The organism is Alcaligenes sp. EGD-AK7, assembly GCF_000465875.3.
GTDB lineage: Bacteria > Pseudomonadota > Gammaproteobacteria > Burkholderiales > Burkholderiaceae_B > Alcaligenes > Alcaligenes phenolicus.
The window spans coordinates 137,093-162,660 of sequence record NZ_AVOG02000069.1 but is presented as its reverse complement, the minus strand read 5'-3'; the positions used below and the strand labels follow the sequence as shown (position 1 = coordinate 162,660).

22 protein-coding genes are annotated in these 25,568 nt (G+C 57.2%); 9 read left to right on the top strand and 13 right to left on the bottom strand.

Annotated features, from left to right (window positions below; genetic code table 11):
- Positions 1–126: 126 nt before the first annotated feature.
- The 10 genes from N879_RS18935 to N879_RS18890 form a co-directional block, all read right to left on the bottom strand.
- A complete protein-coding gene (locus N879_RS18935) occupies positions 127–1,029 on the bottom strand; it encodes a TIGR01777 family oxidoreductase (RefSeq protein ID WP_022983620.1) in 903 nt (300 codons plus the stop codon).
- Positions 1,030–1,127: 98 nt separating this feature from the next.
- A complete protein-coding gene (locus N879_RS18930) occupies positions 1,128–1,589 on the bottom strand; it encodes a short-chain dehydrogenase/reductase SDR (protein WP_009458762.1) in 462 nt (153 codons plus the stop codon).
- 26 nt (positions 1,590–1,615) lie between these two features.
- The gene (locus N879_RS18925; protein ID WP_009458764.1) at positions 1,616–3,175 is read right to left on the bottom strand and encodes a cryptochrome/photolyase family protein; all 1,560 of its coding nucleotides are present in this window, start codon (positions 3,173–3,175) and stop codon (positions 1,616–1,618) included.
- 12 nt (positions 3,176–3,187) lie between these two features.
- Positions 3,188–3,979: an SDR family NAD(P)-dependent oxidoreductase gene (locus N879_RS18920; RefSeq protein ID WP_009458766.1), complete on the bottom strand. Its 792-nt coding sequence runs from the start codon at positions 3,977–3,979 to the stop codon at positions 3,188–3,190.
- Between the two features lie 5 nt (positions 3,980–3,984).
- Positions 3,985–4,545 carry a DUF3833 domain-containing protein gene (locus tag N879_RS18915; protein ID WP_003801994.1) on the bottom strand — a complete coding sequence of 187 codons (561 nt, stop codon included), beginning with the start codon at positions 4,543–4,545 and terminating at the stop codon, positions 3,985–3,987.
- A complete protein-coding gene (locus N879_RS18910) occupies positions 4,542–5,837 on the bottom strand; it encodes an MFS transporter (protein ID WP_031233050.1) in 1,296 nt (431 codons plus the stop codon). Before N879_RS18910 ends, N879_RS18915 begins: the two co-directional genes overlap by 4 nt.
- Before the next feature lie 13 nt (positions 5,838–5,850).
- The gene (locus N879_RS18905; RefSeq protein ID WP_022983618.1) at positions 5,851–6,420 is read right to left on the bottom strand and encodes a chalcone isomerase family protein; all 570 of its coding nucleotides are present in this window, start codon (positions 6,418–6,420) and stop codon (positions 5,851–5,853) included.
- Positions 6,413–7,684, bottom strand: coding sequence for an SAM-dependent methyltransferase (locus N879_RS18900; RefSeq protein WP_022983617.1), 1,272 nt, complete (start codon positions 7,682–7,684; stop codon positions 6,413–6,415). Before N879_RS18900 ends, N879_RS18905 begins: the two co-directional genes overlap by 8 nt.
- Positions 7,681–8,433, bottom strand: coding sequence for a DUF1365 domain-containing protein (locus N879_RS18895; RefSeq protein WP_009458773.1), 753 nt, complete (start codon positions 8,431–8,433; stop codon positions 7,681–7,683). The genes N879_RS18900 and N879_RS18895 overlap by 4 nt, the downstream gene beginning before the upstream one ends.
- Complete coding sequence (locus N879_RS18890) at positions 8,430–9,779, bottom strand: NAD(P)/FAD-dependent oxidoreductase (RefSeq protein ID WP_009458775.1); 1,350 nt, start codon at positions 9,777–9,779, stop codon at positions 8,430–8,432. The genes N879_RS18895 and N879_RS18890 overlap by 4 nt, the downstream gene beginning before the upstream one ends.
- A gap of 143 nt (positions 9,780–9,922) precedes the next feature.
- Here N879_RS18890 and N879_RS18885 point away from each other — a divergent pair, with 143 nt between their 5' ends.
- Positions 9,923–10,579: a TetR/AcrR family transcriptional regulator gene (locus tag N879_RS18885; RefSeq protein WP_009458777.1), complete on the top strand. Its 657-nt coding sequence runs from the start codon at positions 9,923–9,925 to the stop codon at positions 10,577–10,579.
- A 62-nt stretch (positions 10,580–10,641) separates the two neighbouring features.
- On the opposite strand, the gene N879_RS18880 is transcribed toward N879_RS18885, so the two are convergent.
- Positions 10,642–11,112 (bottom strand): nuclear transport factor 2 family protein, encoded by a 471-nt coding sequence (locus N879_RS18880; RefSeq protein WP_009458783.1) that lies wholly within the window; start codon positions 11,110–11,112, stop codon positions 10,642–10,644.
- A 173-nt stretch (positions 11,113–11,285) separates the two neighbouring features.
- Here N879_RS18880 and N879_RS18875 point away from each other — a divergent pair, with 173 nt between their 5' ends.
- Positions 11,286–12,089, top strand: a complete 804-nt coding sequence (locus N879_RS18875; protein ID WP_161808945.1) for a formylglycine-generating enzyme family protein — start codon at positions 11,286–11,288, stop codon at positions 12,087–12,089.
- Between the two features lie 8 nt (positions 12,090–12,097).
- Here the strand turns inward: N879_RS18875 and N879_RS18870 are convergent, their stop codons facing one another.
- A complete protein-coding gene (locus N879_RS18870; RefSeq protein ID WP_009458784.1) occupies positions 12,098–12,796 on the bottom strand; it encodes a Crp/Fnr family transcriptional regulator in 699 nt (232 codons plus the stop codon).
- Entirely contained in the window at positions 12,789–14,330 is a 1,542-nt protein-coding gene (norR, locus tag N879_RS18865; protein ID WP_022983615.1) for a nitric oxide reductase transcriptional regulator NorR, read from the bottom strand. Before norR ends, N879_RS18870 begins: the two co-directional genes overlap by 8 nt.
- Before the next feature lie 306 nt (positions 14,331–14,636).
- Between norR and N879_RS18860 the strand changes: the two genes are divergently transcribed.
- The 7 genes from N879_RS18860 to nirK all read left to right on the top strand — a co-directional run bounded on the left by N879_RS18860 (position 14,637) and on the right by nirK (position 25,421).
- Complete coding sequence (locus N879_RS18860; protein ID WP_009458786.1) at positions 14,637–16,916, top strand: nitric-oxide reductase large subunit; 2,280 nt, start codon at positions 14,637–14,639, stop codon at positions 16,914–16,916.
- A 267-nt stretch (positions 16,917–17,183) separates the two neighbouring features.
- Positions 17,184–18,026, top strand: coding sequence for a p-hydroxycinnamoyl CoA hydratase/lyase (locus N879_RS18855; RefSeq protein WP_009458787.1), 843 nt, complete (start codon positions 17,184–17,186; stop codon positions 18,024–18,026).
- An 85-nt stretch (positions 18,027–18,111) separates the two neighbouring features.
- Positions 18,112–20,235 carry an acetate--CoA ligase family protein gene (locus N879_RS18850; RefSeq protein ID WP_031233048.1) on the top strand — a complete coding sequence of 708 codons (2,124 nt, stop codon included), beginning with the start codon at positions 18,112–18,114 and terminating at the stop codon, positions 20,233–20,235.
- 69 nt (positions 20,236–20,304) lie between these two features.
- The gene (locus tag N879_RS18845) at positions 20,305–21,675 is read left to right on the top strand and encodes an MFS transporter (protein WP_009458788.1); all 1,371 of its coding nucleotides are present in this window, start codon (positions 20,305–20,307) and stop codon (positions 21,673–21,675) included.
- Positions 21,676–21,677: 2 nt separating this feature from the next.
- Complete coding sequence (locus tag N879_RS18840) at positions 21,678–23,453, top strand: acyl-CoA dehydrogenase (RefSeq protein WP_022983613.1); 1,776 nt, start codon at positions 21,678–21,680, stop codon at positions 23,451–23,453.
- A gap of 23 nt (positions 23,454–23,476) precedes the next feature.
- The gene (locus N879_RS18835; protein ID WP_235484344.1) at positions 23,477–24,046 is read left to right on the top strand and encodes a MarR family winged helix-turn-helix transcriptional regulator; all 570 of its coding nucleotides are present in this window, start codon (positions 23,477–23,479) and stop codon (positions 24,044–24,046) included.
- Between the two features lie 229 nt (positions 24,047–24,275).
- Positions 24,276–25,421 carry a copper-containing nitrite reductase gene (gene nirK, locus N879_RS18830; protein WP_009458792.1) on the top strand — a complete coding sequence of 382 codons (1,146 nt, stop codon included), beginning with the start codon at positions 24,276–24,278 and terminating at the stop codon, positions 25,419–25,421.
- Positions 25,422–25,568: the final 147 nt, after the last annotated feature.

Here is a 25,568-nt window from a genome sequence, read left to right as displayed (position 1 = left end):
GGGCGTCACGGACAGGGGGTGTGTGGATTTTGCTCGGGACGGCTTGGGCAAAGGCGATGCCCGAACCTTAGCGTACGCCGTTTTTTGATGGGCAAGATGGCAAGACCACCTCTGTAAACGATCCGTTCAGGCTTTGTTAAGCACATCCCTTAAGGCCTCGGACAGTTCAGGGTGACGCCAACTGAAACCTGCTTGCTGGGCGCGTTGCGGAATCAGTCGTTGTCCGCCCAGCAGCAGAACAGACATCTCTCCCAATGCCAGCCGTAGCACCCAGGCCGGGGCATGAAACAGGGCTGGCTTGCCCAGCTCTTGCGCCAGGATGCGGGTGAACTCCGCATTGCGCACAGGCTGCGGCGCACACGCGTTATAGGGGCCTTCACAGCTTTGACTGTGCAAAAGGTAGTCGATGAGAGCGACCTGGTCTTCAATGTGTATCCATGGCATCCACTGCTGACCATCACCTAGTCTGGCACCCAATCCTAGCTTGAACGAGGGGAGCAGCCGAGCTAGCATCCCGGCGTTTCTGGCCAAGACGGGCGCGGTGCGCAGCAAGACCACGCGCGCCCCCCACTGGCGAGCCTGTTCAGCCTCTTGCTCCCAGGCCACGCAAAGTTGGCTCCCAAAGTCCTTGTTGCCGGGTGCGCTGGCCTCAGTCAGTTGCTGTTCGCCGCCATCCCCGTACCAGCCTACCGCGGAGCCCGAGATCAAGACGGGGGGCACCGACGCTTGTCGCCCCATCCAGTCCACCAGACGGCGTGTCAGATCGACCCGACTTTGCCATAGAAGCTGGCGCCGTGCCTCAGTCCAGCGTTGATTGGCAATGGGAGCTCCGGCCAGGTTGATGACCGCGTCAAACGGCGCGCTGCCATTGAGCTCGTCCAGCACCGCGATACCCGTTGCGCCTGGGCACAATTGGGGGACTTGCTGGGGGTTTCGGCTCCACACCCAGAGTTCGTGGCCGTATTGTTGCCAGTGTTGGCAAAGGGCCTGTCCAATGAGGCCCGTGCCTCCTGTCAGAAGGATGCGCATGGAATTCTCCGTGTGTGAAGGTGAGCAAAGAACTTACCAAGGCAGTCCGTGACCATTGTAGGCCCAGAAACCACCACTGTCCTTTGAGCTGAGTGTGTCTAGCGTGGCCAGCAGGGCTTGCGCCGCATCGGCAGGCGGGCGGCCGATTTGAGCGCCCCGAAAGGGCGCCGACAAGGCTGAGGTAACAGTGCCCGGGTGCAGCGCTCGTGTCTGGGGAGCAACGGTGCAAAATGGGCCAGTACCAGGGCCGGGCCTATCGCGTTGGTGCTAAAGTTGGCCATCAGGTGGGCGGCATTCAGATCGGCCAAGCGCTTTTCAGGACCCCCGGTAGGGCTACTGAGCATGCCGGTGGCAAGCACGATGAGATGCCAGGGTCCTTGTGTGCTCAAGGTTTGGGCCGCTGTGGCAATCGTCTCGGGCTGATCGAAGTCCAGGGCGGGTGTGCTGCGCCGATGCAGGCTAACCAGCTCGCCGCAGCGAGGATCGGCGGCCAGCTGGGCGGTCATGGCGCCGGAGCTGCCCAGGATAAGGGCACGGTAAGCGGTGGGCAGGGATTGCATGTCATGCCTCGGTCAGTGTGGGTGGCTTACAGAGTATCCAGGTTCTTGCGCAGTTGCCCTGCGTGGGTGCGTAGGGCAACTTGTTGCTCGGGGGCCATTTTCTGCCATTGGCGATACATCAATGCCATCCGTCCCGCGCCTCCCAGTTCTTGGGCATTGCAGGCAAGGAAATCCCAGTACAAGGCATTGAAGGGGCAGGCGTGTGGCCCTGTTTTCTCCTTGGGCTTGTAGGCACAACCCTGACAGTAGTCGCTCATGCGTTGTAAATAGGCGGCGCTGCTGATGTAAGGCTTGGTGGCGATCAGGCCACCGTCGGCATACTGACTCATACCCAGTGTATTGGGCAGTTCCACCCATTCAAAAGCGTCAATATAGATGCCCAGATACCAGCGGTGGACAGCAGCCGGGTCGAGTCCGGCCAGCAGAGCAAAGTTGCCAATCACCATCAGGCGCTGGATATGGTGAGCATGAGCGCTGTGCAAGGACTGCTGAATGCACTGTTTCAGGCATCGCATGCGGGTGTTCCCAGTCCAGAACCAGTGCGGCAGTGGCAAATCATGCCCGAATGCATTGAGGCTTTCGTAGCCCGGCATGTGAGCCCAGTAGATGCCGCGTACGTATTCGCGCCAACCCAGGATCTGGCGTGTAAAGCCTTCCACGGCAGCCAAGGGGGCCTGTTCCTCTCGCCAGGCCCGTTCGGCCCGTTCCAGCACCTCAAGCGGGTGGAGCATTTTGACGTTCAGGGCGAACGAGAGCAGCGAGTGAAACAGCCGAGGAGCTCGGCTGGACATGGCATCTTCGTAGTCGCCAAAATGCGGCAGAGCATGGGTGATGAAGGCCTCCAGACAGTGCAGTGCTTCCTGGCGGTTCAGCGGCCAGCGAAAGGCGTTGGCCTGGGGATCGCCAAAGCTGGGCACATCACAACGCTGCAGCTTTTCCCAAAGCACACTGTGGTCGTGGCAGGGCCGCCAGTCGGTGGGTTCAGCCGGAGTGCCGGGCCAGGGTTTGCGATTCTCATGGTCAAAGTTCCACTTGCCACCGACCGGCTGCTCATGGTCGTCCAGCAGCAACCGGTACCGGCGACGCATACGGCGATAGAAATGCTCCATCAGCCATTGGCGTCGACCGCGCATCTGGGTCGCCAGCTCATCGCGGCGGCTCAGAAAGTGTTCACTATCCACCCCTGAGCAACTCAGGGACTGCGTGTCTGCCCACTGTTGCAATTGAGTATCCAGTCGCCATTCGTCGGCTTGTTGCCATTGCACCTGGTGGACACCGTAATGCGCCGCGAGCGCCGTCAGGTTGCCGGTGATGGAGTGACGGTTGCTGGGGTCTTCAAAGGTCACATAACGCACACGATGGCCAGCGGCTCGCAACTGCTGCGCAAAGTCACGCATTGCAGCGAAAATGGCCAGAATTTTCTGTGCATGATGCAAGACATAGTCGGTTTCCTGACGCACCTCCATCAGTACATAGACCACCTGACTGTCCACCTGTTGGAACCAGCTGTGCTGTGGGTTGAGCTGGTCGCCTAGTATCAGGCGCAGAGTGTGGGCGCGGTAGTGCGCGGGGTGTGCTGTCTCCATGTGCGGCTGCGTTTACATTCCAGTGACACGACGTACCGCCGAAAAGTACCAGCTATCGGGCAGGCATCGCATGAGCTTTACCCAGCGGGTAAAACGACGGGGGAAGTTCATTTCAAACTGTCCCTGTTTCCAGCCATGCAGGATATGACGGGCTGCTTCTTCTGGGGTGATGAGCGCGGGCATCTTGAAGCTGTTCTGGACGGTCAGCGGGGTGTCTACAAAACCGGGGTTGATAATGGAAATGCCCAGTCCCAACGGGTGCAGATCCAAATAGAGGTTCTCCGCCAGATTATTCAGTGCGGCTTTGGTGGGCCCATAGGCCAGGGACATTGGCAGCCCGCGGTAGCCCGCCACGCTACCCACCAGGGCCAGGTGGCCGCGTCCGGCCTCAAGCAGCATCGGGATGACCGCATCGAGCAGATGCAGCGCGCCCACATAATTGACTGCCAGATGTTTCTGCATCTCCAGAAGATTGAACTCGGTCGCCCGTTGGGGCAGGTACCTGCCTGCGCAATACAGCACCAGATCGGGCGCCATATCGACGCAGGCTTGTACTTTCAGCTTGGCCGCAGCCAGCGTTTCAGGTTCGGTGACATCCAGCGGGACGACGACAAACCTCTCCCGGCCTTGGGCCAGCTCGTGCAGCGCATCGGTGTCTCTGGCCGAGACGATGACCTGCGCGCCTTGCGCATGAAGCGCCTCCGCGGTGGCTCTGCCTATGCCTGATGAGGCACCGACAATCCAGGCGTATTTTCCTTGCCAGTGACTGAGCGGCGGATTGAGTTTTGCGTGTAGCAGTGTCATCACACTTACTCCTTCATGAAGGACAGTGTCACATCCCCCAGATGAACGCCGAATTTGCTCATGGCAGCGCGGTTGAGCATGGTGCGGCCATCCATCAAGTACATCCAGTCATCCATGTTCACGTTCCAGACCTTGCCGTCCACCGGCAGTGCCAGCACGTAATTCCAATGAAAGGCGTTGCCAGCGGTCTGGCCCTGGGCCTGGCCGACCACATCGTCAGCGCGTCCGCTGTAGCGGCCATCACCCAGATGCTTCAAATGCCAGATCCGTTGCTGAGTGGTGCCATCGCTGTAGACAAAGTGCTCGTCTAGCACGCCTTCATCGCCCTTCCAGGTGCCCGTCATGCGCACGGTAAAGCGCTTGACCACTTTGCCGGAACGGTCTGTGAACAGGCCGTGGGCGGTTAAGGGGCCATTGAAATATTGACGCAGGTCCAGTTCAGGGCGTTCCTGGGCATAGTCCTGGACCGTGGGTCCCACGCATCCGGCCAGTGTGCCCATGAGTGTCAGTCCCAGGGCAACGCGCCGCCAGGGCAGGGTTGAGACAAGGCTGTTTGTCAGTTTCATATCAGTCTCCAGGATGAGTGCAGATGCTCGGCGCGCCACAGGCCAGCCCACGCCAATAGTTTGAACAGGCAGGGAAGGCCCCCATAAGCCCAGGCCAACGCCTGCAGGCCAGACGGGTCGCTTGTGCCGCTCTGGTAACCCAGGGCGGAAAGAAGGGGCAGGCACAGACCGGCTGCCAAGGCTAGGTTGAGCTTGGCAGCACAAGTCCACCAGCCCAGATACCGTCCTTCGCCCGAGCCGCCCTGACCGGATTCATGGATGACACCGGTCAGCAGGGCGCCTGGCAAGGCCAGATCCGCGCCCAGAGCCAGCCCGCTTGCCAGGCAGATAACGAGGAAGGCGTCACCGTCGCTGGCATCAAGCCAGGGTGTCAGGGAAAAGGCGACAACGCTTGTCAGCATGCCGGCCCGCCAACTGGGTGCCAGTCCCCAGCGCGAGACAGCCCGTACCCATAAAGGCAGCCCTGCCGCGGCGGCGCCGAAATAGCACAGAAGAAAGAGCGGCTGCATCTCCGGGGCCTGCAGGCGGTCTGCCACGAAAAAGGGCAACAAGGTAGCGGGTATGGCGGCGGCTACGCCGTTGAGCATGAAGACGAATAACAGCCTGCGGAAACTGGCATCAGCCCAGGGTGAGGTGCTTGATGCAGAACTGCTGTGCCCAAGTGCATAATCCATGGGGTGGGCGGTAGCGAGCGGCAGGCGATGTAGCCCGAACAGGCCTATGGCCAAGGCTAGAAAAAGCACGACACTGGTCGCATCAAAGCCTAACCAGGTGGGCAATACGCTGGCCAGCAAGACACCAAGAAGCGTGGCGCCTTCACGCCATGCGGTGACACGCGCACGCCAATTGGGATCACCACCCCAGCGAGTCCCCCAGGCCTGATGCAAGATGCTTACGGCGCTATAGGCCAAGGTGCATACCAGCAGGCTGAGTGCCAGCCAGATCAACATCTCTTGTGGGTCACCTTCGGGAGGATGCCACAGTGCTGCAAAACCCAAGCCCATAATCATGCTGCCCAACAAAGCGGCCAGCCAGGCCTGGCCCAGGCCTCGATGCAAAAGACGATCGGCCAGCCTTCCCAGCGCAGGGTCTAGCACCGCGTCAACGGCTCGGGTAGCCAGCAGCACGGCGCCCAGGCCCGCCAGCGGCACCCCGGCCACCGCCGCGTAGTAATGCGGCAGGTTCACATATAAAGGGAGCGACACGAACGACAGCGGCAGGCCAAGACTTCCATAGGAGAGTCCCGTACGCCAATGCAGCGGCTTTAAGGGGCGGGAGCCTGGGGGGAGCATGGTTGCGCCTTTATCAGCGTTTGCCTAAGAGGGCTGTTCGCAAGCCTGGTGCAGAAGTCTGCTCAGACAGCCAAATTCCGAAAAACAGGCGCGCATACTCTGCGTCCTGAATACGGGCGGTTTCACGTCCATTATGGAAAAAGCGGACATCGCCGGTTCCGTCTGTCACGCCCAGCAGGCGATCTTGTGCCAGGACATCCGGAAAAGCCTTTTTCATCAGGAGCAGCCATTGGCGAGCCTGCTGCTCGGAGAAACTGCCCACACGCCGCATTTCGGCAACTGAACGCTCGGCAATGGCTTCGCCTTCCAGTTTGCGGTCATAGATCAGCTCCAGGGCGAAGGGCTGGCGTGCATACTCTTTGGGCTCGAAGTCCGGCATTGCCCACAGGCGCGCCTCGTAAACCCGCAGTCCAAAAAAGCGCATGGGACCACTGCCAACAAGATGGGCAGAGGGCAGGGTGGAGCGCAGCTCCTGGGGGACAGCCGCTGCGGCCGCCGAGAGATTAGGGGTCATGGCAATAAGGGTAGGGGCGAGAAGGCTGATGCCCACGATCAGGGCCTGGCGTCGTCGAATATCAGTCATGGTCAGGCCTTCTCAGGGTGAACTGGACTACATCGGTGTTGCCCATATCAAAGGCAGCCTCGCAATAGGCCAGATAAAATCGCCAGATGCGAACAAAGCGCTCGTCAAAGCCCTGGCTGCGGACTGCATCGAGCTTTTGCTCAAAAGCCTGACGCCAGCGTCGGAGTGTTTCGGCGTAATCCTTGCCAAAGCTCATTGCTCTGACCACGGTCAGGCCAGCTCGCTGGGCCTCGCGCTCGAAGGCCGTGACACTGGGCAGCAGCCCTCCGGGAAAAATGAATTGCTGGATAAAGTCGGAGGAGTGCAAATAACGGGCAAAAAGGTCTTCGCGCAGGGTGATGGATTGCACGCAGGCATAGCCGCCCGGTTTGAGGCAATCATGCAAAGTCTTGAAGTAGGTGCGCCAGTATTCATGCCCGACAGCTTCGAACATTTCAATGGAGACAATGGCGTCAAAGGGCTGCGCCGCGTGTTCTTTCGCCAGATCCCGGTAGTCCTGATAACGCAGATCAACCTGTTCCTGCAGGCCGGCTTTGCTTATGCGCTGCATGCCCCAGTCAAGCTGTTCGCGTGACAAGGTGACCCCTGTCACCTGCGCGCCGAACTCCGTGGCCGCTGTCTGGGCAAGCGCTCCCCAGCCACAGCCAATTTCCAGCAGTCGTTGCCCCGGCTGCAGTCCCGTCTCACGCAGCGCCCGTCTGGTTTTTGCGCCTTGAGCCTGCTCCAGATCAGCCTCGTGCAAGGCCGAGCCGTCAAGACCTTCGAACCAGGCAGCGCTGTAGCTCATGCTTGGGTCCAGCCAGAGTCGATAAAAGTCGTTGCCCAGATCGTAGTGAGCATGAATGTTTTTAGCGCTGCCCGCCCGCGTGTTGCGGTGAAGCATATGGCGCAGTCTGAAGCCCAGTCGAGCCCACCAGTGACCGTACACCAGTTGTTCCAGGTGATTGCGGTTGCGGATGCACAGACGCAGCAAGCCGCTTAGGTCATCGGTGTCCCATTGACCTTCTATATAGCCTTCCGCAAAGCCAATGTCGCCCGAGCTCAAGATGCGGTCCAGCGCCTCCCACTGCCCGATTGCGCAGCAGGCGTCGGGTTCCACTGCATTTTGCTTGGGAAAATGCCGCACTTGCCCATCGGGCAACTGAAGCTCCAACTGGCCATGAGGCAAATGCGTCAAGAGCTTCAGGACGCGGTTCGCGTGAGGTGACAAGTCGCTGCTTGCTGTTGCGGACTTGCTCAAGAGAGTGGCGGTGCTTGTATTCATCGTGTGACAGAGCGCTTGGGCGCTGGTGGTTTGCGATGGAAGGGAAGCCGCTTTGCCCACAGGCGTAGTGCTTGCCAATGGATGCGAACAATGACCCCCAGGGTCATCAGCGGTGTGCCAAAAAATGCCCTGCGTACGGTAGCCGCATTCAGGGGGTGTAGCGTTCCTTGAACACCTGTGCGTAACAGGGGGCCTGCGTCGTCGTACAGATCGACGAGCGCCAGGTTGGTAGTTTCATTGCGCGAGAATCGAAAGCGATACTCGCCGTGGGTTTCGCAAAACGGGGAGACATGAAATTGCTTGCTGGCAACTTGTTCGCAATCCCAGCCCAGATGCGGCCCTGCCAGGAGATAGGCATGACGCTCACCGAAGGTGTTGTTGACTTCGGCCAGAATCGCCGCCAGCGAACCGTCGGCCCGATGGGCGTACCAGAAGCTCACGGGCTTGAAGACATAACCCAGGACGCGCGGAAAGGTATGCAGCCAGATCTCGCCATCCGCATCCTCAATACCTTCCTGCTCTAACAGAGATTCAAACCAGGCCAGAGCGTCATTACCGCCATTGCCATGATCGCTGTCATGAAAGCTGATCCAGCCGCGTTGGTTGCGGCGCAGGACGGGGACTGGGTGTTCCCGCAGGCTACGCATGGGAAGCAGCAGGAAATAACCAGGGTAATGAAAGGCGTGCTCGACTGGCCGCAGCCGCCGATGCCAGATATGACCAAAGCCAATGAGAGCGGAGGCATTCATACGGTTTCCTCCTGCCTGAGATCAGTGTTGGCCGCCTGCTCTGCACGGTTCAGGGACAGCAGAACCTGGTCAGCGGCGCTCAGACCCGAACGCAAACCGTCCTCGTGAAATCCGTAGCCGCACCAGGCACCGCAGAACCAGGTCCGGCGTTGGCCCTGCAACTTTTCAAGCTGTTGTTGTGCCAGGATGGCGGCATGGTCAAAGACTGGGTGGCTGTACGTAATGCGCGCATGTACCTTGTCCGCGGCTATGGGACGGGCCGGATTGAGCGAGACCACGACGGCTTGCTGCCAGGGCAGTGGCTGAAGGCGGTTGATGAGGTAATGCAGGCAAACTCCGGTTTCCTCTGAAGCCGCCGAGCTGGCGCGTTCATAGTTCCAGGCCGCCCAGGCGGCTTGGCGCTGTGGCAAGACGGCAGTGTCGGTATGCAATACGGCTTCATTGGCTTGATAACGAATGCTGCCCAGCACGGCACGCTCTGTCTGGGTTGCGTCCTGGCCCAGCAGGCGCAATGCCTGATCACTATGGCAGGCCAGCACGACAGCATCGAACTGCTCGGTACCGTGAGGCATTTCTACCATGACGCTTTGGGCTTCACGTTTAAGGCTGAACACAGGGGCGTTCAATCGGATTTCGTGGCGGCCGTCCTCTTGCAGTCGCTCAATCATGCGGCGTACGTAGCGTTGAGAGCCGCCTCGAACGGTGTGCCACTGGGGACGGTTGGTGATCTGGATTAGTCCGTGATTGTGACAAAAGCGAATCAGGGTAGCGACGGGGAAGCGGAGCATTTGATCGGTCGGACAAGACCAGATGCTGCCAATCATGGGCAACAGGTAGTTGTTGCGAAATGTGCTGCCAAAGCCATGCAGATCCAGAAAGGTTTCTATGGGCGTATTGAGTTGTGACTCAAGCTGGCGCTGGGCGATATCCGTCGTCAGACGATTGAAGCGCAAAATTTCCAGCAACATGCCAATAAAGCGTGGGCTTATCAAGTTCCTGCGCTGTGCAAACACGCTGCCTAGAGAGCTACCGCTCCATTCCAGCCCCGGTCTGCCATCAGGGTGGGGAATCTGCACGGAGAAGGACATCTCCGAGGGGGCGGTCTCTACCTCCAGCTCCTTGAATAGCTTTGTGAGCAGGGGATAGGTGCGGTGGTTGAACACCAAAAAACCGGTATCCACCCCGTGGCTAATACCATCCAGGCTGAGCTCGACAGTATTGGCATGTCCGCCGAAATAAGAGTTGGCTTCAATCAGACAGACGCGATGCGTGTCTTGGGAGTGAGCAAGACGATAGGCAGCGGCCAAGCCGGATATGCCCGAACCGATTACAGCGATACGACGCATGGCAGCTCCTTAGGGTGTTGCGCAGGAGGTTATGAACCGGAAAGATCAAACAGTGAACTCATTAGTTCAAACTATAAACCTTAAATAATATTTTTGCACTATTTGGTATGCAAGATGATCTCATTCGTCCTAAAATAGAACTCATGAACGCTCGATCCTCAATCAAAGAACAAATCCAGCGCGTACGCGTAGAAGCCATCGTGACCGCTGTTAACCGTCTTTTGGCGACCAAAGGCTACGATGCCATGACGGTCGACCAAGTCGCCGCCGAGGCAGGCATGGCCAAGGCCAGCCTATATAAGCTGTTTACGTCCAAGGAAGAATTGGCCGCTGCGGCGATGGTGGGCGTGCTCGATCGCGCCCTGGCTTTTGTGGATGAGCTGCGCAAACAGGCTCAGGATGCTGCAGAAGCAGGCCAACCCATTACGGCGATTGATCAGCTCAAATCTGTGGTGCGCTGGACGATGGATACCCAGTTGCAAGGGGAAATGCCGTCGCTGCCCGCGCAGAACTCAAGCCTTAGCGCCTCGCTCCAGTCAAATGATGAGTACATGGATCGCCTGATTGCCTTGAGTAATCGTCTGAGCACCTGGATTATCGAGGCGCAGACGGCAGGCAGCCTGCAATCGGGTCTGCCAGTCGAGCTGGTGCTCTACACCTTGTTTGCGCGTGCATGTGACCCTGTGGTGAGCCTTCTCAAAGAGTCGGGGCAGTACACCCACGAGCAGATCATTGAATGGGTGAGCAGCACCACCTTTGATGGTCTGGCAGGTTCGGGCCGTACGTCCTTGGCACAGTAAGACAGTCTCCGGAATCCGTCCGGCACCCCCTGCCGGTGTTGGGGACGGAGTGTGAGGGGGGGCTACTTTTCCGATGTGGACATCGTACGTCGCAGCCAGCGCATCAATAAACCCAGCATGGGTAGCTTTTCGTAAAGCTCCTCTGCCGCATCCCAATAATCTCGATGATGGGTCACCCGACCTTGTCCATCAAAGGACAGCGCTGACGCTCCCCGGATGCAGTGTTCAAGATCCGGCTTCCAGCGTTTGATGCAGAAGCGGAACTCCCATTCCAGAAAGGCTCGTTGGTCCTGGACGATCTGCTGCGTAATGACAAAGCGTGGCGAGTGCAACGCTGTAAACATGTGCTCGAAGATGCCGCGGATGGCTGCAACGCCCTCTACCTCATTGAAGGGGTCCTTGAAATGGGCGTCAGGCGCATAGCAGACCTCCAGCTCGGATAGCCGGTCTGGCGTCAGCCCTTGATAAAGATGGACAATGCGGCGCACTGCCGCCGCCATATCTTCGGAACCTGTCGTCAAGTCAGCATTCATTTTTTTGGCCCGAGGGTTCAAGGAGCGATGGGAGACCAGCAGTATAAGGCTCAAGGAAGGGGCAGGAACGTGTGAGCGGAGAATTTTGATGCCTTAAGGACGCTGTTTGCCTTGGCGCAAGGACATGAACCACTGGCTACGTTTCAATGGTGGCTGTCTCTTGGGAGTTCACAATGCAAAGTCGTGTAGCGGGAACCGTGCTGTTAGCGGCCATCTTGGCCGGATGTTCGGCTGGGGAGTCCAGCAATCCGTCCGCTTTGCCCGAACTGGTGGAAGTGGCTGGCCCGGCCCGTGAGCTCATGCAGGCTGGCGAGTACTTGCTCGATGGCCGCCTGGTCGCGTCCGATACGGTGATGTATGCCCCGGCCCCGACCCTGAAAGCGATGAAATATCAAGTCAGCCAGTACGAGTACGATCAGTGCGTTCGTGCAGAACGTTGCAAGGCTGCAGATGCAGTGGGTCGAGGGCAGGCCAAGAATATGCCGGTTGTCGGGGTGAGCTGGCAGGACGGACAGGATTACGCTGCCTGGTTAAGCGAGCGTACAGGCAAGACATTCCGTTTGCCGCAGTATCTGGAATGGAGCTATTTCGCCGATCAGAAAGTACCTGAATCGGCGCAGGGTGGGCTGGATGAGAATGAGCAGGCCGCTTTGTGGCTGCAGGAATATCAGGAAAGCTACAAGCGCAAACAGGAGCAAGAGGTGCCCTTGGCGCCTTTGGGGCAGGGCGTTGCCAATGCTTATGGGGTGTTTGATGCGGGTGGGCAGGTGGCTGAATGGACCAATACCTGCCATGTCCGGGTACACCGCATCAGCGTGCCGCGCGCAGAGTCTCGCCTGGAAAACTGCGGTGTCCGTACCCTGGGGGGCGAGCACATTGCGGTGATGCCCGACTTTATTCGCGACCCAAAAACCGGGGCGTGTTCGGTGGGTGTGCCACCGCGTTACTTGGGTCTGCGTCTGGTCACTGAAGACTAAACCTGCGCTTAGCCGCGTTCCAGAACCGCTTGTGCAAACTTGTCCAGGTCCGCAATCGTAATTTGCTTGCGGCCTGCCAGAATCAAACCTTGATGATCCCAGCTGCTGACGACGCGGCTGGCCGTGTACAAGGTGGTTCCGGCCAGGTCAGCCAGATCTTGCCGGGTTACCGGAATACTCAAGGACGTCCCTTGTGCACCGCTTTGGCCCACCTGACGAATCAAGCGCAGCAGGCTGTGAGCCAGTCGCTGCTCCACTTCCAGACTATGAATTTCCAGCAGGCGATCATCGGCATCGCTTAGTCGTTGCGCGACCGTGTCTTGTGCAGAGCTGAGCAGGCAAGGAAAGCGTTGCGTCAGGCTGTCCCAGGACTTTTCAGGCCAGGCCAATGCGGCGCTGGTGGTTACGCTAATGGCGGTTGCCGGATAGTTGCGACGGCGCAGGGCAGGGGCAATGCCAATTACGTCGCCGGGCAAGGCAAAACGTACCAGGAGTTGTGAGCCATTGGGCATGGTGCGTACGACTTTGATCAGGCCTTGCAGCAGAACAAAAAAGTGGTCGCTGCTTTGTTCCTGACGAAAGACCTGGCTGTCCTTGTCGTAGTGGATCAGGCGCCCCTCCTGCCACAGTTCGTTAATGCTGGCTGCGTCCAGCTGGGAGAAAACGGGCAGGCTGGCTAACAAGGAGGGGTAGGATATGTCAGTCATCACTTAAGCTTTCTGAGCGGGTTTTAAGCCCTAGTTTGCTGGCCAGCTTGTGCAGATTGCTGGGGTCTATGCCTAGCTGCCGGGCAGCCTGGCTCCAGTTACCGTCGGTCTCATCCAGAGCTTGCCGGATCAGCTGGCTTTGCAGTTGCTCAACGGACTGACGCAAGGATTGGCGAGGTGCACCAATAGCCGTACTGGTCGTTGCGACAGGCTGGTGGGTAGAAGGTAACAAATTGAGATTATCGGCGCTAAGCGTAAATATTTGGTTACGATCTGGCGCATCGACCAGCAGGCGGATGGTTGCCCGACTGATCAAATGTTCTAGTTCGCGAACATTACCCGGCCAATGATAAGCCAGTAAAGCGGTTTCTGCGTCGGGGGATAAGCGAATTCCGCGCAATCCCAAACGAGAACGGTTGGTTTCCAGAAAGTGGCCTGCCAGCAGCAGAATGTCCTGATGGCGCTCGCGCAAGGCGGGGATCGTGAGGGGGAAAACCGACAGACGGTGAAACAAGTCCGCCCGGAATCCACCTTGGGCGATCTGCTGGCTCAGATCACGATTGGTGGCAGCAACCAGACGTACATTCAATTTGATGGGGTGGTCCGCCCCCAGGCGCTGAATCTCGCCGTTCTGCAAAGTACGCAGCAGTTTGGCCTGTATCGTTAAAGACAACTCGCCGATTTCATCCAGAAACAGGGTGCCGCCTTGGGCGGCTTCAAAGCGCCCGGCCCGATTTTCATGGGCACCCGAGAATGCGCCCTTTACGTGCCCGAATAACTCGCTTTCTGCCAGAGACTCGGGCAGGGCAGCGCAGTTCACGTAGATCAAGGGTTTGTTGTGGCGTGGTGAGCGTTGGTGCAGGCGTTGTGCAAATAACTCCTTTCCCACGCCGGTTTCACCCAGCAAGAGCACAGGCAGCTCGGAGGTGGCCACCGTGTCCAGCAATTGAATGACCTCCAGCAGGGATTTGCTGTTGCCAATGATGGCGGCCGAGTTATTGCGCGACAGGTAATCGGGCGGCAAGGTGGAGAGCAGGCGCAAGCTGCGGTTTTCTTCTTCCAGCTCGCTGATGCGAATTGCGCTTTCCAACACCAGACACCAGTGCTTGAGTTCCACCAGCTTGGAGGCTGAAAACGTCCCTGGTCGCAAGGCATCCAGCGTCAGAATGCCCCAGGGCGTGCCCTGGACTTGCACGGTAATTCCCACGCAATCATGCACCGGTAGGGGCTGGCCCAGCTTGTCATCAAGCAGGCCGTCATAAGGGTCCGGCAGGGCACAGTTGGGTTCAAAGCGGGTCAGGCTGGGGGAGTGCAAAATCCGCGCCAGTCGGGGGTGATCTGCAATGACAAAGTGTCGCCCCAAGGTGTCATGGCCCAGGCCACTGGCCGCCACAATACGCAGCACCGTGTCGTCCAGCTTCAGCAAACCCGCCGCATCACAGCCAAAGTGCCGTGCCAGCAAATGCACCATGCGTTGCAGGCGTAAAGGCCCCGGAATCTCGGTGGCAAGGTCGGCAATCAAGAGATCTAGCATGGGTGAAAAATACCCTTATGGTGAAAAATACCCAGTTTTGTCGAGGTAGTTTATACCCAGGCTGATTGCAATCCTTTGATCTATGTCGTCCAGAACTTGGCACGGTCTTTGCTTTAGATGTTTTGTCATACATTTTTAAGGACTATGACATGACCCCCGACTTAGCAGAACATCGCTACAAGGCGTGTGCTTCGGTCCGTCCCCCGTTCCGGGGCCGTACCCAAACAGGTTTTGACCAGGTAACTGGGTCCTGCCAGGACTTGTTTGGATTGGGTCGTTTGATTCATCAGCGAGACGGAGAAGAAAATGCGTAGCTATAAAAAACTATGGTGGTCCCTGGTGGCAGTCACCATGGTGACCTTTGCCATCCTGGGATGGACAGGTGTGGAGGTGTATCGCCAGGCACCCCCCATGCCCGTCAAGGTAGTCACACCGGATGGCCGTGAGTTTACCTCACAGGAACAGATACATCGTGGCCAGTCCGCCTGGCAAAGTACCGGCGGCATGCAGCTGGGCTCGATCTGGGGGCATGGGGCCTACCAGGCCCCGGACTGGAGCGCCGACTGGTTGCACCGCGAGGCTCTGGCCTGGCTGGATCTGGCTGCCCAGCAAACCTACTCGCTGAACTACGATCAGCTGACATCCAGTCAGCAGGCCACTTTGCGGCAGGAACTGCAGGACGAATACCGTCCCAACCGCATTGATGAAGCGACGGGCGTATTGCAGATCAGCGAACGTCGCGCCAAGGCCATCGATACCACCGCCCAGTATTACATCGACCTGTTTGGCGACGCGCCTGAGCTGAAGTCCAGCCGCGAAAGCTTCGCCATGAAGGACAACACCTTGCCAGAGCTGCAGCGTCGTCAGGACATGACCCGCTTTTTCTTCTGGCTGTCTTGGGCCACGGTAACCGAGCGTCCTGGCACCACCGTCAGCTATACCAACAACTGGCCACATGAGCCTTTGGTGGATAACCATCCTTCCACGGCCAATATTGTCTGGTCCATTGTCAGTATCGTGCTCTTGCTGGCCGGTATTGGTTTGCTGGTCTGGATCTGGGCCTTTACGCACAAAGAAGAGGAAGCCCCTGTTGCACCGGCCACTGATCCGGTTCTGGCTTTCCGCCTGACCCCTTCGCAGCGTGCCCTGAAAAAATATGCCTTCCTGACGGTTGCCCTGTTTGTCATCCAGGTCTTCCTGGGCGGCTTTACGGCGCACTACACGGTCGAAGGCCAGATGTTCTATGGCATAGACGTGTCGCAGTGGTTCCCTTACTCCTTGACCCGTACCTGGCATATTCAGGCAGCCCTTTTGTGGATTGCCAGTGGCTTCCTGACCGCTGGTCTGTTCCTGGTGCCATTGATTAACGGGGGCGAGGATCCGAAGTTCCAGCGTCTGGGTGTGGACGTTCTGTTCGGCGCTCTGGTTGTGCTCTTTATTGGTTCTTTTGCCGGCAACTTCCTGGCCATCAAAAACATCCTGCCCCCCGAGCTGAACTTCTGGTTCGGTCACCAGGGTTATGAGTATCTGGATCTGGGCCGTTTCTGGCAGATCATCAAGTTCATTGGCCTGGCTTTCTGGCTCCTGCTGATGTTGCGTGGCATGTGGCCTGCCTTGCGTCGTGACAAGGGCGACAACCATTTATTGGTTCTGTTGACCATCTCTACCGTGGCCATTGGTCTGTTCTACGGTACCGGCTTGTTCTATGGCGAGCACACCAATATCACCATCATGGAGTACTGGCGCTGGTGGGTGGTTCACCTGTGGGTTGAGGGCTTCTTCGAGGTCTTTGCAACGGTTGCCATGGGCTTTATCTTCCTGACCTTGGGTCTGGTTTCCAAGCGTAGTGCCACGATTGCGGGTTTGGCAGCGGCCTCGCTGTTCCTGGTCGGTGGTGTGCCTGGTACTTTGCACCACCTGTACTTCTCGGGTACGACCACGCCGATCATGGCCATTGGTGCTTCCTTCAGCGCGTTGGAAGTAGTGCCTTTGATCATGCTGGGCTACGAAGCTTTCCATAACTGGAAGATGCAGAAACAAGCCAGCTGGATGAGTGATTTGCGTTGGCCTGTCATGTTCTTTGTGGCCGTGGCCTTCTGGAACATGCTGGGTGCTGGTGTGTTTGGCTTCCTGATCAACCCACCTATCTCGCTCTACTACATCCAGGGTTTGAACACCACGCCATTGCATGCTCACGCAGCCTTGTTCGGTGTGTATGGCTTCCTGTCTCTGGGCTTTGTCTTGCTGGTGGTGCGTTATATCTCGCCCGAGGTTCGTTACAACGATCGCCTGATGAGCTGGGGCTTCTGGACGCTGAACCTGGGTCTGGTGCTGATGATGTTCGTCAGCTTGCTGCCGGCCGGGATTATTCAGGCTTGGGCCAGCATCTCGGAAGGCATGTGGTATGCCCGCAGCGAAGAGTTCATGCAGCAGCCTATCCTGCAATCCCTGCGCTGGTGGCGTACCTTGGGTGACGTTGTGTTCATTGCCGGTGCCTTGATTGTGTTCCAGCAGGTTTGGGTACGTATTTCCGCACGGCGTCGGACAATCTCGGCCAATTCTGCGGGTGCTATCAAAACATCCTGATCTTGTTCCCTCACGCTTTCTTATCTTAAGAGAGAGTCTCTGCAAGAAAACCGCCTTCGGGCGGTTTTTTTCATATTGAACGCAGATTGGTCAAGCAGGGAGCGCACCGCTTGACCAGGTCAGAATAGTGACCTTATGCAAGGTTGTATTTGTAGTCACCTAGGGTTAACGCTGTATTGTGATGATCAATAATGGTTATATATCATAATAATTATCTAATTGAATCAATTGATCAAACACTCAGTTTTAAAAGAGCAAGGAAGGCTGATGAATATTGAACGCACAGAAGAGCAAACCGTGTTGTGTACGGTAGAGGGCCGTATCGCTTGGGTGAAATTTAATCGTCCCGAGAAACGCAACGCCATGAGTCCGCAACTTAATCGTCAGATGATGCGTGTGCTCGATGAACTGGAGTTCCGTGAGGACGTTGGTGTGGTGGTGCTCAGTGGCGAGGGCTCGGCTTGGACTGCTGGTATGGATTTGAAAGAATATTTCAGGGAAACAGAAGCCACTGGCCTGAAAGGGACGCGTAAGGCGCAACGCGAAAGCTACGGTTGGTGGTGCCGACTGCGTTGGTTTCAGAAACCGACGATTGCGATGGTTAATGGCTGGTGCTTTGGTGGAGGCTATGGTCCCTTGTTTGCCTGCGACTTGGCGTTTGCCGCGGATGAGGCCACGTTCGGCTTGTCTGAAATCAATTGGGGTATTTTGCCCGGTGGAGGGGCCTCAAAAGTTGCTGTGGAGTTGTTGTCATTCCGTAATGCGATGTATCACGCCATGATGGGTGAGAGTATTGACGGTCGGACGGCAGCCCAGTGGGGGCTGGTCAATGAGTCCTTGCCCTTGGAGAGCTTGCAAGAGCGCGTGACACAGGTCGCCCGAGTCTTGCTGCAAAAAAACCCGATTGCATTGAAGGCCACCAAGGATGCCATCCGTCGTGTGCAGGAGATGACCTACGACAATGCGGAAGATTATCTGGTGCGTGTTCAGGAGGCGGCCAACAGTTTTGATAACGAAGGTCGCAAAGAAGGTATGCGGCAGTTTTTGGACGACAAAACATACAAACCTGGCTTGGGAACCTACGACCTTTCCAAACAAGAAGCCCGATAAGGGGCACAGCAGGGGGACAGCCTCTTTGGTCTGAAAGAGAGCTGCCACCACTCAATGGGAGACAGCAGTGATAAGGACACAGAGGGTGGCCGCTCAGCGGCCGGATATCGGGCGGCTATTAAGGCCGGGCTCCATAGCTATTGTGGGCGCATCGGCCACACCCGGAGCACTGGGTGCATCGGTACTGGGTAATCTGGAGCGAAACGGTTTTGCCGGCGAGATTTACTTGATCAATCCCAGGCGAGTCCAGATAGCAGGCCGTCCTTGCTTGACATCCGTTGAGCAGTTGCCTGACGGCGTGGATGTGGCTGTATTGGCGATTCCACAAATGGCCGTTCTGGATACCGTTCGTTCACTGGCCAAGCGGCGTGTCGGTGCGGCGATCATCTTTACGGCAGGTTTTGCCGAGGCCGGTATACAGGGGCAAGCCGAGCAAAATGAGATTGCCCGAATCGCGGCTGAGGCTGGCATGGTGATCGAAGGGCCCAACTGTTTGGGGAGTATCAATTATCAGCAAGGTGTGCCATTGACGTTTGTGCAAGTTGACATTCGGCACAAGACGCAGGAACAACAGCCGTGCATTGGGGTGGTGTCGCAAAGCGGTGCGATGATGACGGTGTTGTGCACCACCTTGTCCAGTCGCAACTTGCCCTTGTCCTACGCGGTTTCGACGGGCAATGAGGCGGCCAGTGCTGCGGAGGACTATGTGGAGTTCCTGCTGGAGCAAAGCCATACCCGCGTTATTGCGATGATTGTGGAGCAGTTTCGTCATCCAGAGCGCATGCTGGCAGCGGTTACTCAGGCACGTAGTCAGGGCAAGACGCTTGTACTGCTTCATCCGGGCAAAAGTAGTGCGGCTCGCGCGTCCGCGGCCACACATACCGGTGTTCTGGCAGGCGACTATTCATTGATGCGCACCAAGATGGAGCGTGCGGGTGCTGTTTTTGCTGAAACGCTGGAAGAGCTGGGTGATATCGCCGAGATTGCCATTCGTTGTCCTGCCTTGCCGGCTGCGGGCGTAGCGGTTCTGGGTGAGTCGGGGGCCTTCAAGGCCTTGACCCTGGATTGGGCCGAGGCTCTGCAACTGGACCTGCCGGAGATCAGTGATCAGGACTCACCGCAGCTAAGGTCGGTGTTGCCCGGCTTTGTGGGTGTGAGCAATCCCTTGGACTTGACGGCGCAAGGTTTGGTTGATCCGGACCTTTACTACCGTACTTTGACGGCTTTGCTGAGGGACGAACGCTTCTCCACTCTTGTTGTTGGCCTGATTCAGGGCGATACGGTGACCTGCGGCATCAAAATGCCACCGGTGCTGCGAGCCATACACGACTTGCGTCCCCGAAAAGCCGTGGTGCTTGCCGGATTGGACGAGGGGGCGGCTGTTCCTCCCGAGTTCATTGAGCAAATGCGTAGCCTGGGCGTTCCATATTTCCCCAGTACCGAGCGGGCCTTGCGTGCCGTACAACGTTTGACAGCGTTTCAAGCACGTAGCTTTGACAGTAGTCACAGCGAACCCAAAGCTTTAGTGTTGCCGACAGATCGTACCGTCATTCCTGAATATCAGGCCAAGCAGATCCTGGCCCAAGCGGGCATACCATTTGCCCGTGGAGAACTGGCTACGTGCCTGGAACAGGCGGTAGAGGCTGCCCAGACGCTTGGTTGGCCTGTTGCGCTCAAGGCCCAGTCTGCGCAGTTAAGCCATAAGAGCGATGCAGGCGGTGTCATTCTCAACGTTGGCGACAGGCCATCTTTAGAGCAGGCCTGGAACCGTCTGCATGAGAATGTGGCTAACTACGACGTGAGTATTGTTCTTGATGGTGTGCTGGTAGAAGTCATGGGACGGCGCGGCCTTGAGATGATTGTAGGGGCGCGTCAGGATCCGCAGTGGGGACCCGTGATTTTAGTAGGCATGGGGGGGGTTACGGCAGAAATCATGCGCGATGTTCGCTTGTTGGATGCTGATCTCTCCATGACAGAGGTATTACATGAGCTCGATCAGTTGCAGGCAGCGGCCTTGTTGCATGGCTATCGAGGCTCCCCCAGACTTGATCGCGAAGCGTTGGCCGAGTTGATCATCCGTCTTGGGCAGGTGTTGCGTGGGACGCCTGCTATTAGCGAGATAGACCTCAATCCGATCATTGTGCTGCCTGAAGGTCAGGGTGTAGTTGCATTAGATGCCTTGATGCTGCTTCAGGGCCAAAGCGGCTGAGGCCCACCAGGGCTGGCTGTTCATGCCAGTCCATTTAATTTCCTTCCCCATCCTTCACAGGAGTTTGCCTTGAGCCTGCCTTACTTGCCGGGCCGTGTACGCATGCCCGCTTCCAACCAGCTTTCAACCTTGGGCTATGCGTATTACGTCACGATTGTCTTGTTGCTGGCCTACACGCTGTCTTTTGTGGATCGCCAGATTTTGGGCCTGTTAGTGCAGCCCATCAAGAAGGATTTGCATCTGTCAGATTGGGTGTTCAGTATTGTTCACGGCTTTGCATTTGCCATTTTCTATACGTTTGTTGGAATTTTTCTGGGCCGCTTGGCGGATAGTTGGAATCGTCGGAACCTGATTGTGATCGGAATGGTGGTGTGGGTGTTGGCCACTGCCGCAGGAGGCTATGTGACTGGCTTTGCATCGCTTTTTGTCGCCCGTATGTTTGTGGGCATTGGCGAGGCCGCCCTGTCTCCGGCCGCCTATTCTATGTTGGCCGATTACTTCGCGCCCGAGCGTCGGGCCCGCGCCATGAGTATCTATACATCAGGGGTTTATATAGGATCGGCGACTGCATTTATTGTGGGTGGGCTGGTTATTGAAGCGACCAGCCAATCAGGCACGCTGATGTTTCCGCTGCTGGGCAGCTTCAAACCCTGGCAGGCGGCCTTCATCTTTGTGGCTTTGCCCGGTATTCCTCTTATTCTGCTAATGCTGACCGTGCGCGAGCCGGTGCGGCGGGGCATGAAAGGGACTGACTCGACTCCACATGCCGGTTCGGCTCCCGCTCCTGATTGGCGCTATGTGCTGCGCCATAAACGGGCTTACTTTCCACTGCTGCTGGCTCCCGGCTTGACTGCCATGATCACGTTCGGCGTCACGGCCTGGCTGCCCGCCACCTTTATCCGCCAGTGGGGGTGGACTCCTGGTGAAATTGGCCCAGCCTATGGGGTCATTATTCTGAGCTTTGGCATTGGTGGCATGCTGGTCAGTGGCTTTCTGGCTGACCATCTGACAGCACGGGGCAAGCTGGTAGGCTCGATCCTTATTTCCTTGGCCGCCACCAGCGTTTTGATCGTGACTGGAGTGGCGCTGGCCTTCGCCCCTTCTGCCGAGCTTGCTTTGGTGGCTGTGGCAGCAACGACCTTCTTTCTGGGGATGCCCGTTGCCTTGGCCCCCCCTATCTTGCAGGCCATTACCCCCAATCAATTGCGGGGACAAGTCACGTCGATTTACCTGCTTCTGATTAATTTGATTGGCTTGGGTATGGGGCCCTTTCTGGTCGCTTTTTTCACGGATTTTATTTTCCATGACGAACAGAAAGTAGGGCTGTCATTGGGTTTGGTCTCTGCCTTGGCAGCCTTGTTGTCAGCAGTGTGCCTGGCCCGGGCGATTGGCCCGTATCGTCAACTGGTCGCCATTTTGGCACAGCAAGAGAGGACTTAAGTATGCAAGCATCGCATTATCAGCCCCCATTAGAGGACTTTCGTTTTGTACAGCAATATTGCTTGCAGGCGGAGGAGGATTGGTGCCGTTTGTCGGCTTACGAAGGGCTGGATCAGGAAACGGCAGATAGGGTAGTTGAGGCTGCCGGTCGCTTCTGTGCCGACGTCTTGGCTCCGCTTAATGGGCCAGCTGATTTGCAAGGATGTCGTCTAGAGAATGGCCGGGTCTTGACACCAGACGGGTTTGCCAAGGCCTATACAGATTTTGTGGCGGCTGGATGGCCTGCGTTGGCCTGCGATCCCGGCGTGGGTGGCCAGGGCCTGCCTCAGTTGCTCGATACGGCCTTGCATGAAATGTTGGCATCAGCCAATCATGGCTGGGCCATGTATCCAGGAATTCTGCATGGTGCCTATGCCTGCCTGAATGCTCATGGTGATGAATACATTCGCCGCACCTATCTGCCGCATATCGTTAGCGGACGCTGGTTAGCCACAATGTGCCTGACTGAACCACAAGCCGGTTCCGATTTGGGTTTGCTGCGTACCCAGGCGCTGCCCGAACAAGAAGGTTCTTACCGCCTGCATGGCAACAAGATCTTCATCTCCGGTGGCGATCAGGATATGAGCGAGAACATCGTTCATCTGGTGCTGGCACGTCTGCCTGATGCCCCTGCAGGGACACGGGGGCTGTCCTTGTTCCTGGCCCCGCGCCTGATTCCCAAGGAGGGGGGGCTTGTGCCCAATACGATTTACTGTGATGGCCTTGAGAAGAAAATGGGCATCAAAGGCAGTGCTACTTGCTCGATGCGTTTCGAGGCAGCCCATGCGTGGCTGATAGGCAAACCGCATCAAGGCCTGGCCGCCATGTTTGTGATGATGAATTCGGCTCGTTTGCATGTTGGGTTGCAAGGCTTAGGTCATGCAGAAGCGGCGTGGCAATTGGCCCGCTCTTATGCTCACGAACGTTATCAGATGCGGGTGCAACCCCGCCCGGCACAGGCCAATGGAGTAGCGGATCCTATTGCCCATCATCCCGCTATGCAACGCATTCTCGCCGACTTGCGTGTCTGGACGGAAGGTATGCGGGTGATGGCGGCATGGACAGCGCATCAGCTTGATTTGGCGCAGAGCTTGCCAGAGGGTGAAGAGCAGACTCGGGCGCAGGACCTGGCCTCTTTACTGACACCAGTCGTCAAGTCGTTATTTACAGAGCGGGGCTTTTCCTTGGCCAGCGACGCACTGCAAGTTTTTGGCGGCTATGGGTACGTACATGAGTATCGTATTGAGCAAACGCTTCGAGATGCGCGTATTGCCATGATTTATGAAGGAACCAACCAGATCCAGGCGTTGGATCTGCTACAGCGCAAGATTGCCGCCGTGGGGCCCGAGGCCTTGCAACCTTTGCTCCAGGCCTGGCGCTGGGAAGCGGATGCCTGTCTGGAGGCGTTGGCAGAATGTCCATGGGGGAAAGCATTAAGACAGTGGAGTGACCAGCTGTACATAGTGACGACCCATTTATGCACCTGCGCTCAACACGATACGCAAGTACTGGCCCGGTGTGCGGAGGACTATCTGCGCTTGGTCGGCATCGTGTGTATGGCATTTGCCTGGGCACGGGCAGGGCGGGTCAGTCGCTTGCATGCCGATACCAGCTTGTGCGAGCGCAAGGTGGCTAGTGCCGATTATTTCTTTGATCATGGCTTGCTGGATGCCCGCTATTACTTGAGCAGGATCGAGGCGGCAGTGACAAGCGCGGTGCCTGTGCACAAGCTCGTCTGAGACGGTTGGTGGGTCTATGCTCTATGATTGATGTCTGCACCGATCAACGGTGTGCCACTCAGGATGGTGTCGATGTTGTGTCGACACTGTCTTGCAGGCATTTTTCTTTTTTAGTCAGACACCAACTCATGGACAGTGCTCTCGAATCCGCGGTTGACCAGTCACGCCTTCTCCGCTTTCTGGGCTATCGCCTCACGCGTACGGAAATTCATATTCATAAGTTGTTTGCGCATCGTGTTGCCGAGCATGATCTCAAGCCCAGTGAGTTTTCTATTTTGATCTTGCTCGATGCTAATCCGGGAATCTATTTGCGCCAATTGGGTGAAACGCTGGATATCTCGCCATCCAATCTGGTGCCGGTGGTCGAGCGTCTGGTCAAGCGTGGCTTGATCGAACGTCATTCAGATCCGCGGGATCGACGCTTACAGCAATTACATCTGACTGCCCAAGGCCAGACTTTGCTCTTGCCTGCTGAAGAGCAGGTCGGAAAACTGGAGGAGGAATTGGAACAGATACTCACCGCCGCTGAGCGGCGCCATTTGTTCTCGGCCCTGGACAAACTGATGGCAGTCCAAGAGAGTCGCGAAAGCTGATCAGTTGCAGAACGGCTAAGCAGATGATCCTTGCGGATTGGGTGGCTGCGTATCGTTAACAGGTATTTTCTGGAACCGCCTTTAAGGCGGTTTTTTTTGTGTTCATCGCCAATGCTTGCGCTGCAACAAAGATGGCTTGGGCCAAGTACGTTCAAATACATCCTGTAACTGTTAGAGCAATCAACTATTTAATCAGCAGGCATCACGCCTGGATCAAACCGGAGGTAGTATGGAACGTCGTCATTTCTTGAAAAGTGCTGGCCTAGGTGTCGCCGCAGGAACGACTTTGCTGGCGGCTCAAGTACAAGCCCGCGAGACGGCTGCACCAAAAAAGAACGCGCCCTGGTTGGCCGCGCGTACAGAAGCCCAGATCGCCAAGCTGGAGCGGGTCAAGGTGGATCTGGTTGCGCCTCCTATGGTCCACAAGCACGAGCAGAAAGTAGGTCCCGAGCCTCGCGTGGTGGAGTTCCGCATGAGCATCGTGGAAAAAGAGATCGTGGTCGATCGCGATGGCACCACCATGCACGCCATGATGTTTGATGGCTCCATGCCCGGCCCCACCATGGTTGTGCATGAAGGCGACTACCTGGAGCTGACCCTGGTCAACCCAGCCAGCAACACCATGCCGCACAACATCGACTTTCACGCCTCGACTGGCGCGCTGGGCGGTGCCAAGTTGACCAACGTGAACCCCGGCGAACAAGCCACCTTGCGCTTCAAGGCCGACCGTACCGGTACGTTTGTGTACCACTGCGCACCCGAAGGCTCGGTAGCCTGGCACGTGGTCCAGGGCATGCACGGTACCGTCATGGTGCTGCCACGCGACGGCCTGAAGGATTCGGCGGGCAACTCGCTGCATTACGACCGTGTCTACACCATTGGCGAGTTTGACCTCTACATCCCTCGTGATGAAAAGGGCAACTTCAAAAAGTATGGTTCCTCGGCTGAAAGCTACGGCGATACCCTGGAAGCCATGCGTGGTCTGATCCCCAGCCACGTGGTGTTCAACGGCAAGGTCGGTGCCTTGATGGGCGACGGTGCCATGAAGGCCAACGTGGGTGAAACCGTGCTGTTCATTCACTCGCAGGCCAACCGCGACACCCGTCCTCACCTGATCGGTGGTCACGGTGACTGGGTTTGGGAACTGGGCAAGTTTGATGATCCACCTGCCAAGAACCTGGAAACCTGGTTCATTCGCGGCGGTTCGGCCGGTGTGGCGCTCTACACCTTCAAGCAGCCTGGTGTGTACGCCTATGTGAACCACAACCTGATCGAAGCCATGGAACTGGGCGCAGCAGGTCACGTTCTGGTCGAAGGCGAATGGAACGACGACTTGATGAAGCAAGTCAGCCCTCCCGGCCCGATCAAGGGCTAAGCAGGGTTGGCACCCGGTATGCGGAATTGAGAACCAGAAACACCCATCATTTCCGTCCGGGCTTCAAGGCAGTTATTGGATAGTGATTAGCTAGTGAAAACGCAAGAGGTTCGAACCATGAAAAACGGGCCTCTTGTACAGAAAACG

What these genes read in the sequence shown, in the direction of transcription:
- N879_RS18835 (WP_235484344.1), top strand. Translation starts at nt 23,477, where the DNA reads ATGATTGATGTCTGCACCGATCAACGGTGTGCCACTCAGGATGGTGTC.
- N879_RS18900 (WP_022983617.1), bottom strand. Translation starts at nt 7,684, where the DNA reads ATGAATACAAGCACCGCCACTCTCTTGAGCAAGTCCGCAACAGCAAGC.
- N879_RS18930 (WP_009458762.1), bottom strand. Translation starts at nt 1,589, where the DNA reads ATGCAATCCCTGCCCACCGCTTACCGTGCCCTTATCCTGGGCAGCTCC.
- N879_RS18870 (WP_009458784.1), bottom strand. Translation starts at nt 12,796, where the DNA reads ATGACTGACATATCCTACCCCTCCTTGTTAGCCAGCCTGCCCGTTTTC.
- N879_RS18910 (WP_031233050.1), bottom strand. Translation starts at nt 5,837, where the DNA reads ATGCTCCCCCCAGGCTCCCGCCCCTTAAAGCCGCTGCATTGGCGTACG.
- N879_RS18895 (WP_009458773.1), bottom strand. Translation starts at nt 8,433, where the DNA reads ATGAATGCCTCCGCTCTCATTGGCTTTGGTCATATCTGGCATCGGCGG.
- N879_RS18855 (WP_009458787.1), top strand. Translation starts at nt 17,184, where the DNA reads ATGAATATTGAACGCACAGAAGAGCAAACCGTGTTGTGTACGGTAGAG.
- N879_RS18875 (WP_161808945.1), top strand. Translation starts at nt 11,286, where the DNA reads ATGCAAAGTCGTGTAGCGGGAACCGTGCTGTTAGCGGCCATCTTGGCC.
- N879_RS18920 (WP_009458766.1), bottom strand. Translation starts at nt 3,979, where the DNA reads ATGACACTGCTACACGCAAAACTCAATCCGCCGCTCAGTCACTGGCAA.
- N879_RS18860 (WP_009458786.1), top strand. Translation starts at nt 14,637, where the DNA reads ATGCGTAGCTATAAAAAACTATGGTGGTCCCTGGTGGCAGTCACCATG.
- nirK (WP_009458792.1), top strand. Translation starts at nt 24,276, where the DNA reads ATGGAACGTCGTCATTTCTTGAAAAGTGCTGGCCTAGGTGTCGCCGCA.
- N879_RS18840 (WP_022983613.1), top strand. Translation starts at nt 21,678, where the DNA reads ATGCAAGCATCGCATTATCAGCCCCCATTAGAGGACTTTCGTTTTGTA.
- N879_RS18890 (WP_009458775.1), bottom strand. Translation starts at nt 9,779, where the DNA reads ATGCGTCGTATCGCTGTAATCGGTTCGGGCATATCCGGCTTGGCCGCT.
- N879_RS18880 (WP_009458783.1), bottom strand. Translation starts at nt 11,112, where the DNA reads ATGAATGCTGACTTGACGACAGGTTCCGAAGATATGGCGGCGGCAGTG.
- N879_RS18935 (WP_022983620.1), bottom strand. Translation starts at nt 1,029, where the DNA reads ATGCGCATCCTTCTGACAGGAGGCACGGGCCTCATTGGACAGGCCCTT.
- N879_RS18905 (WP_022983618.1), bottom strand. Translation starts at nt 6,420, where the DNA reads ATGACTGATATTCGACGACGCCAGGCCCTGATCGTGGGCATCAGCCTT.
- N879_RS18915 (WP_003801994.1), bottom strand. Translation starts at nt 4,545, where the DNA reads ATGAAACTGACAAACAGCCTTGTCTCAACCCTGCCCTGGCGGCGCGTT.
- norR (WP_022983615.1), bottom strand. Translation starts at nt 14,330, where the DNA reads ATGCTAGATCTCTTGATTGCCGACCTTGCCACCGAGATTCCGGGGCCT.
- N879_RS18925 (WP_009458764.1), bottom strand. Translation starts at nt 3,175, where the DNA reads ATGGAGACAGCACACCCCGCGCACTACCGCGCCCACACTCTGCGCCTG.
- N879_RS18885 (WP_009458777.1), top strand. Translation starts at nt 9,923, where the DNA reads ATGAACGCTCGATCCTCAATCAAAGAACAAATCCAGCGCGTACGCGTA.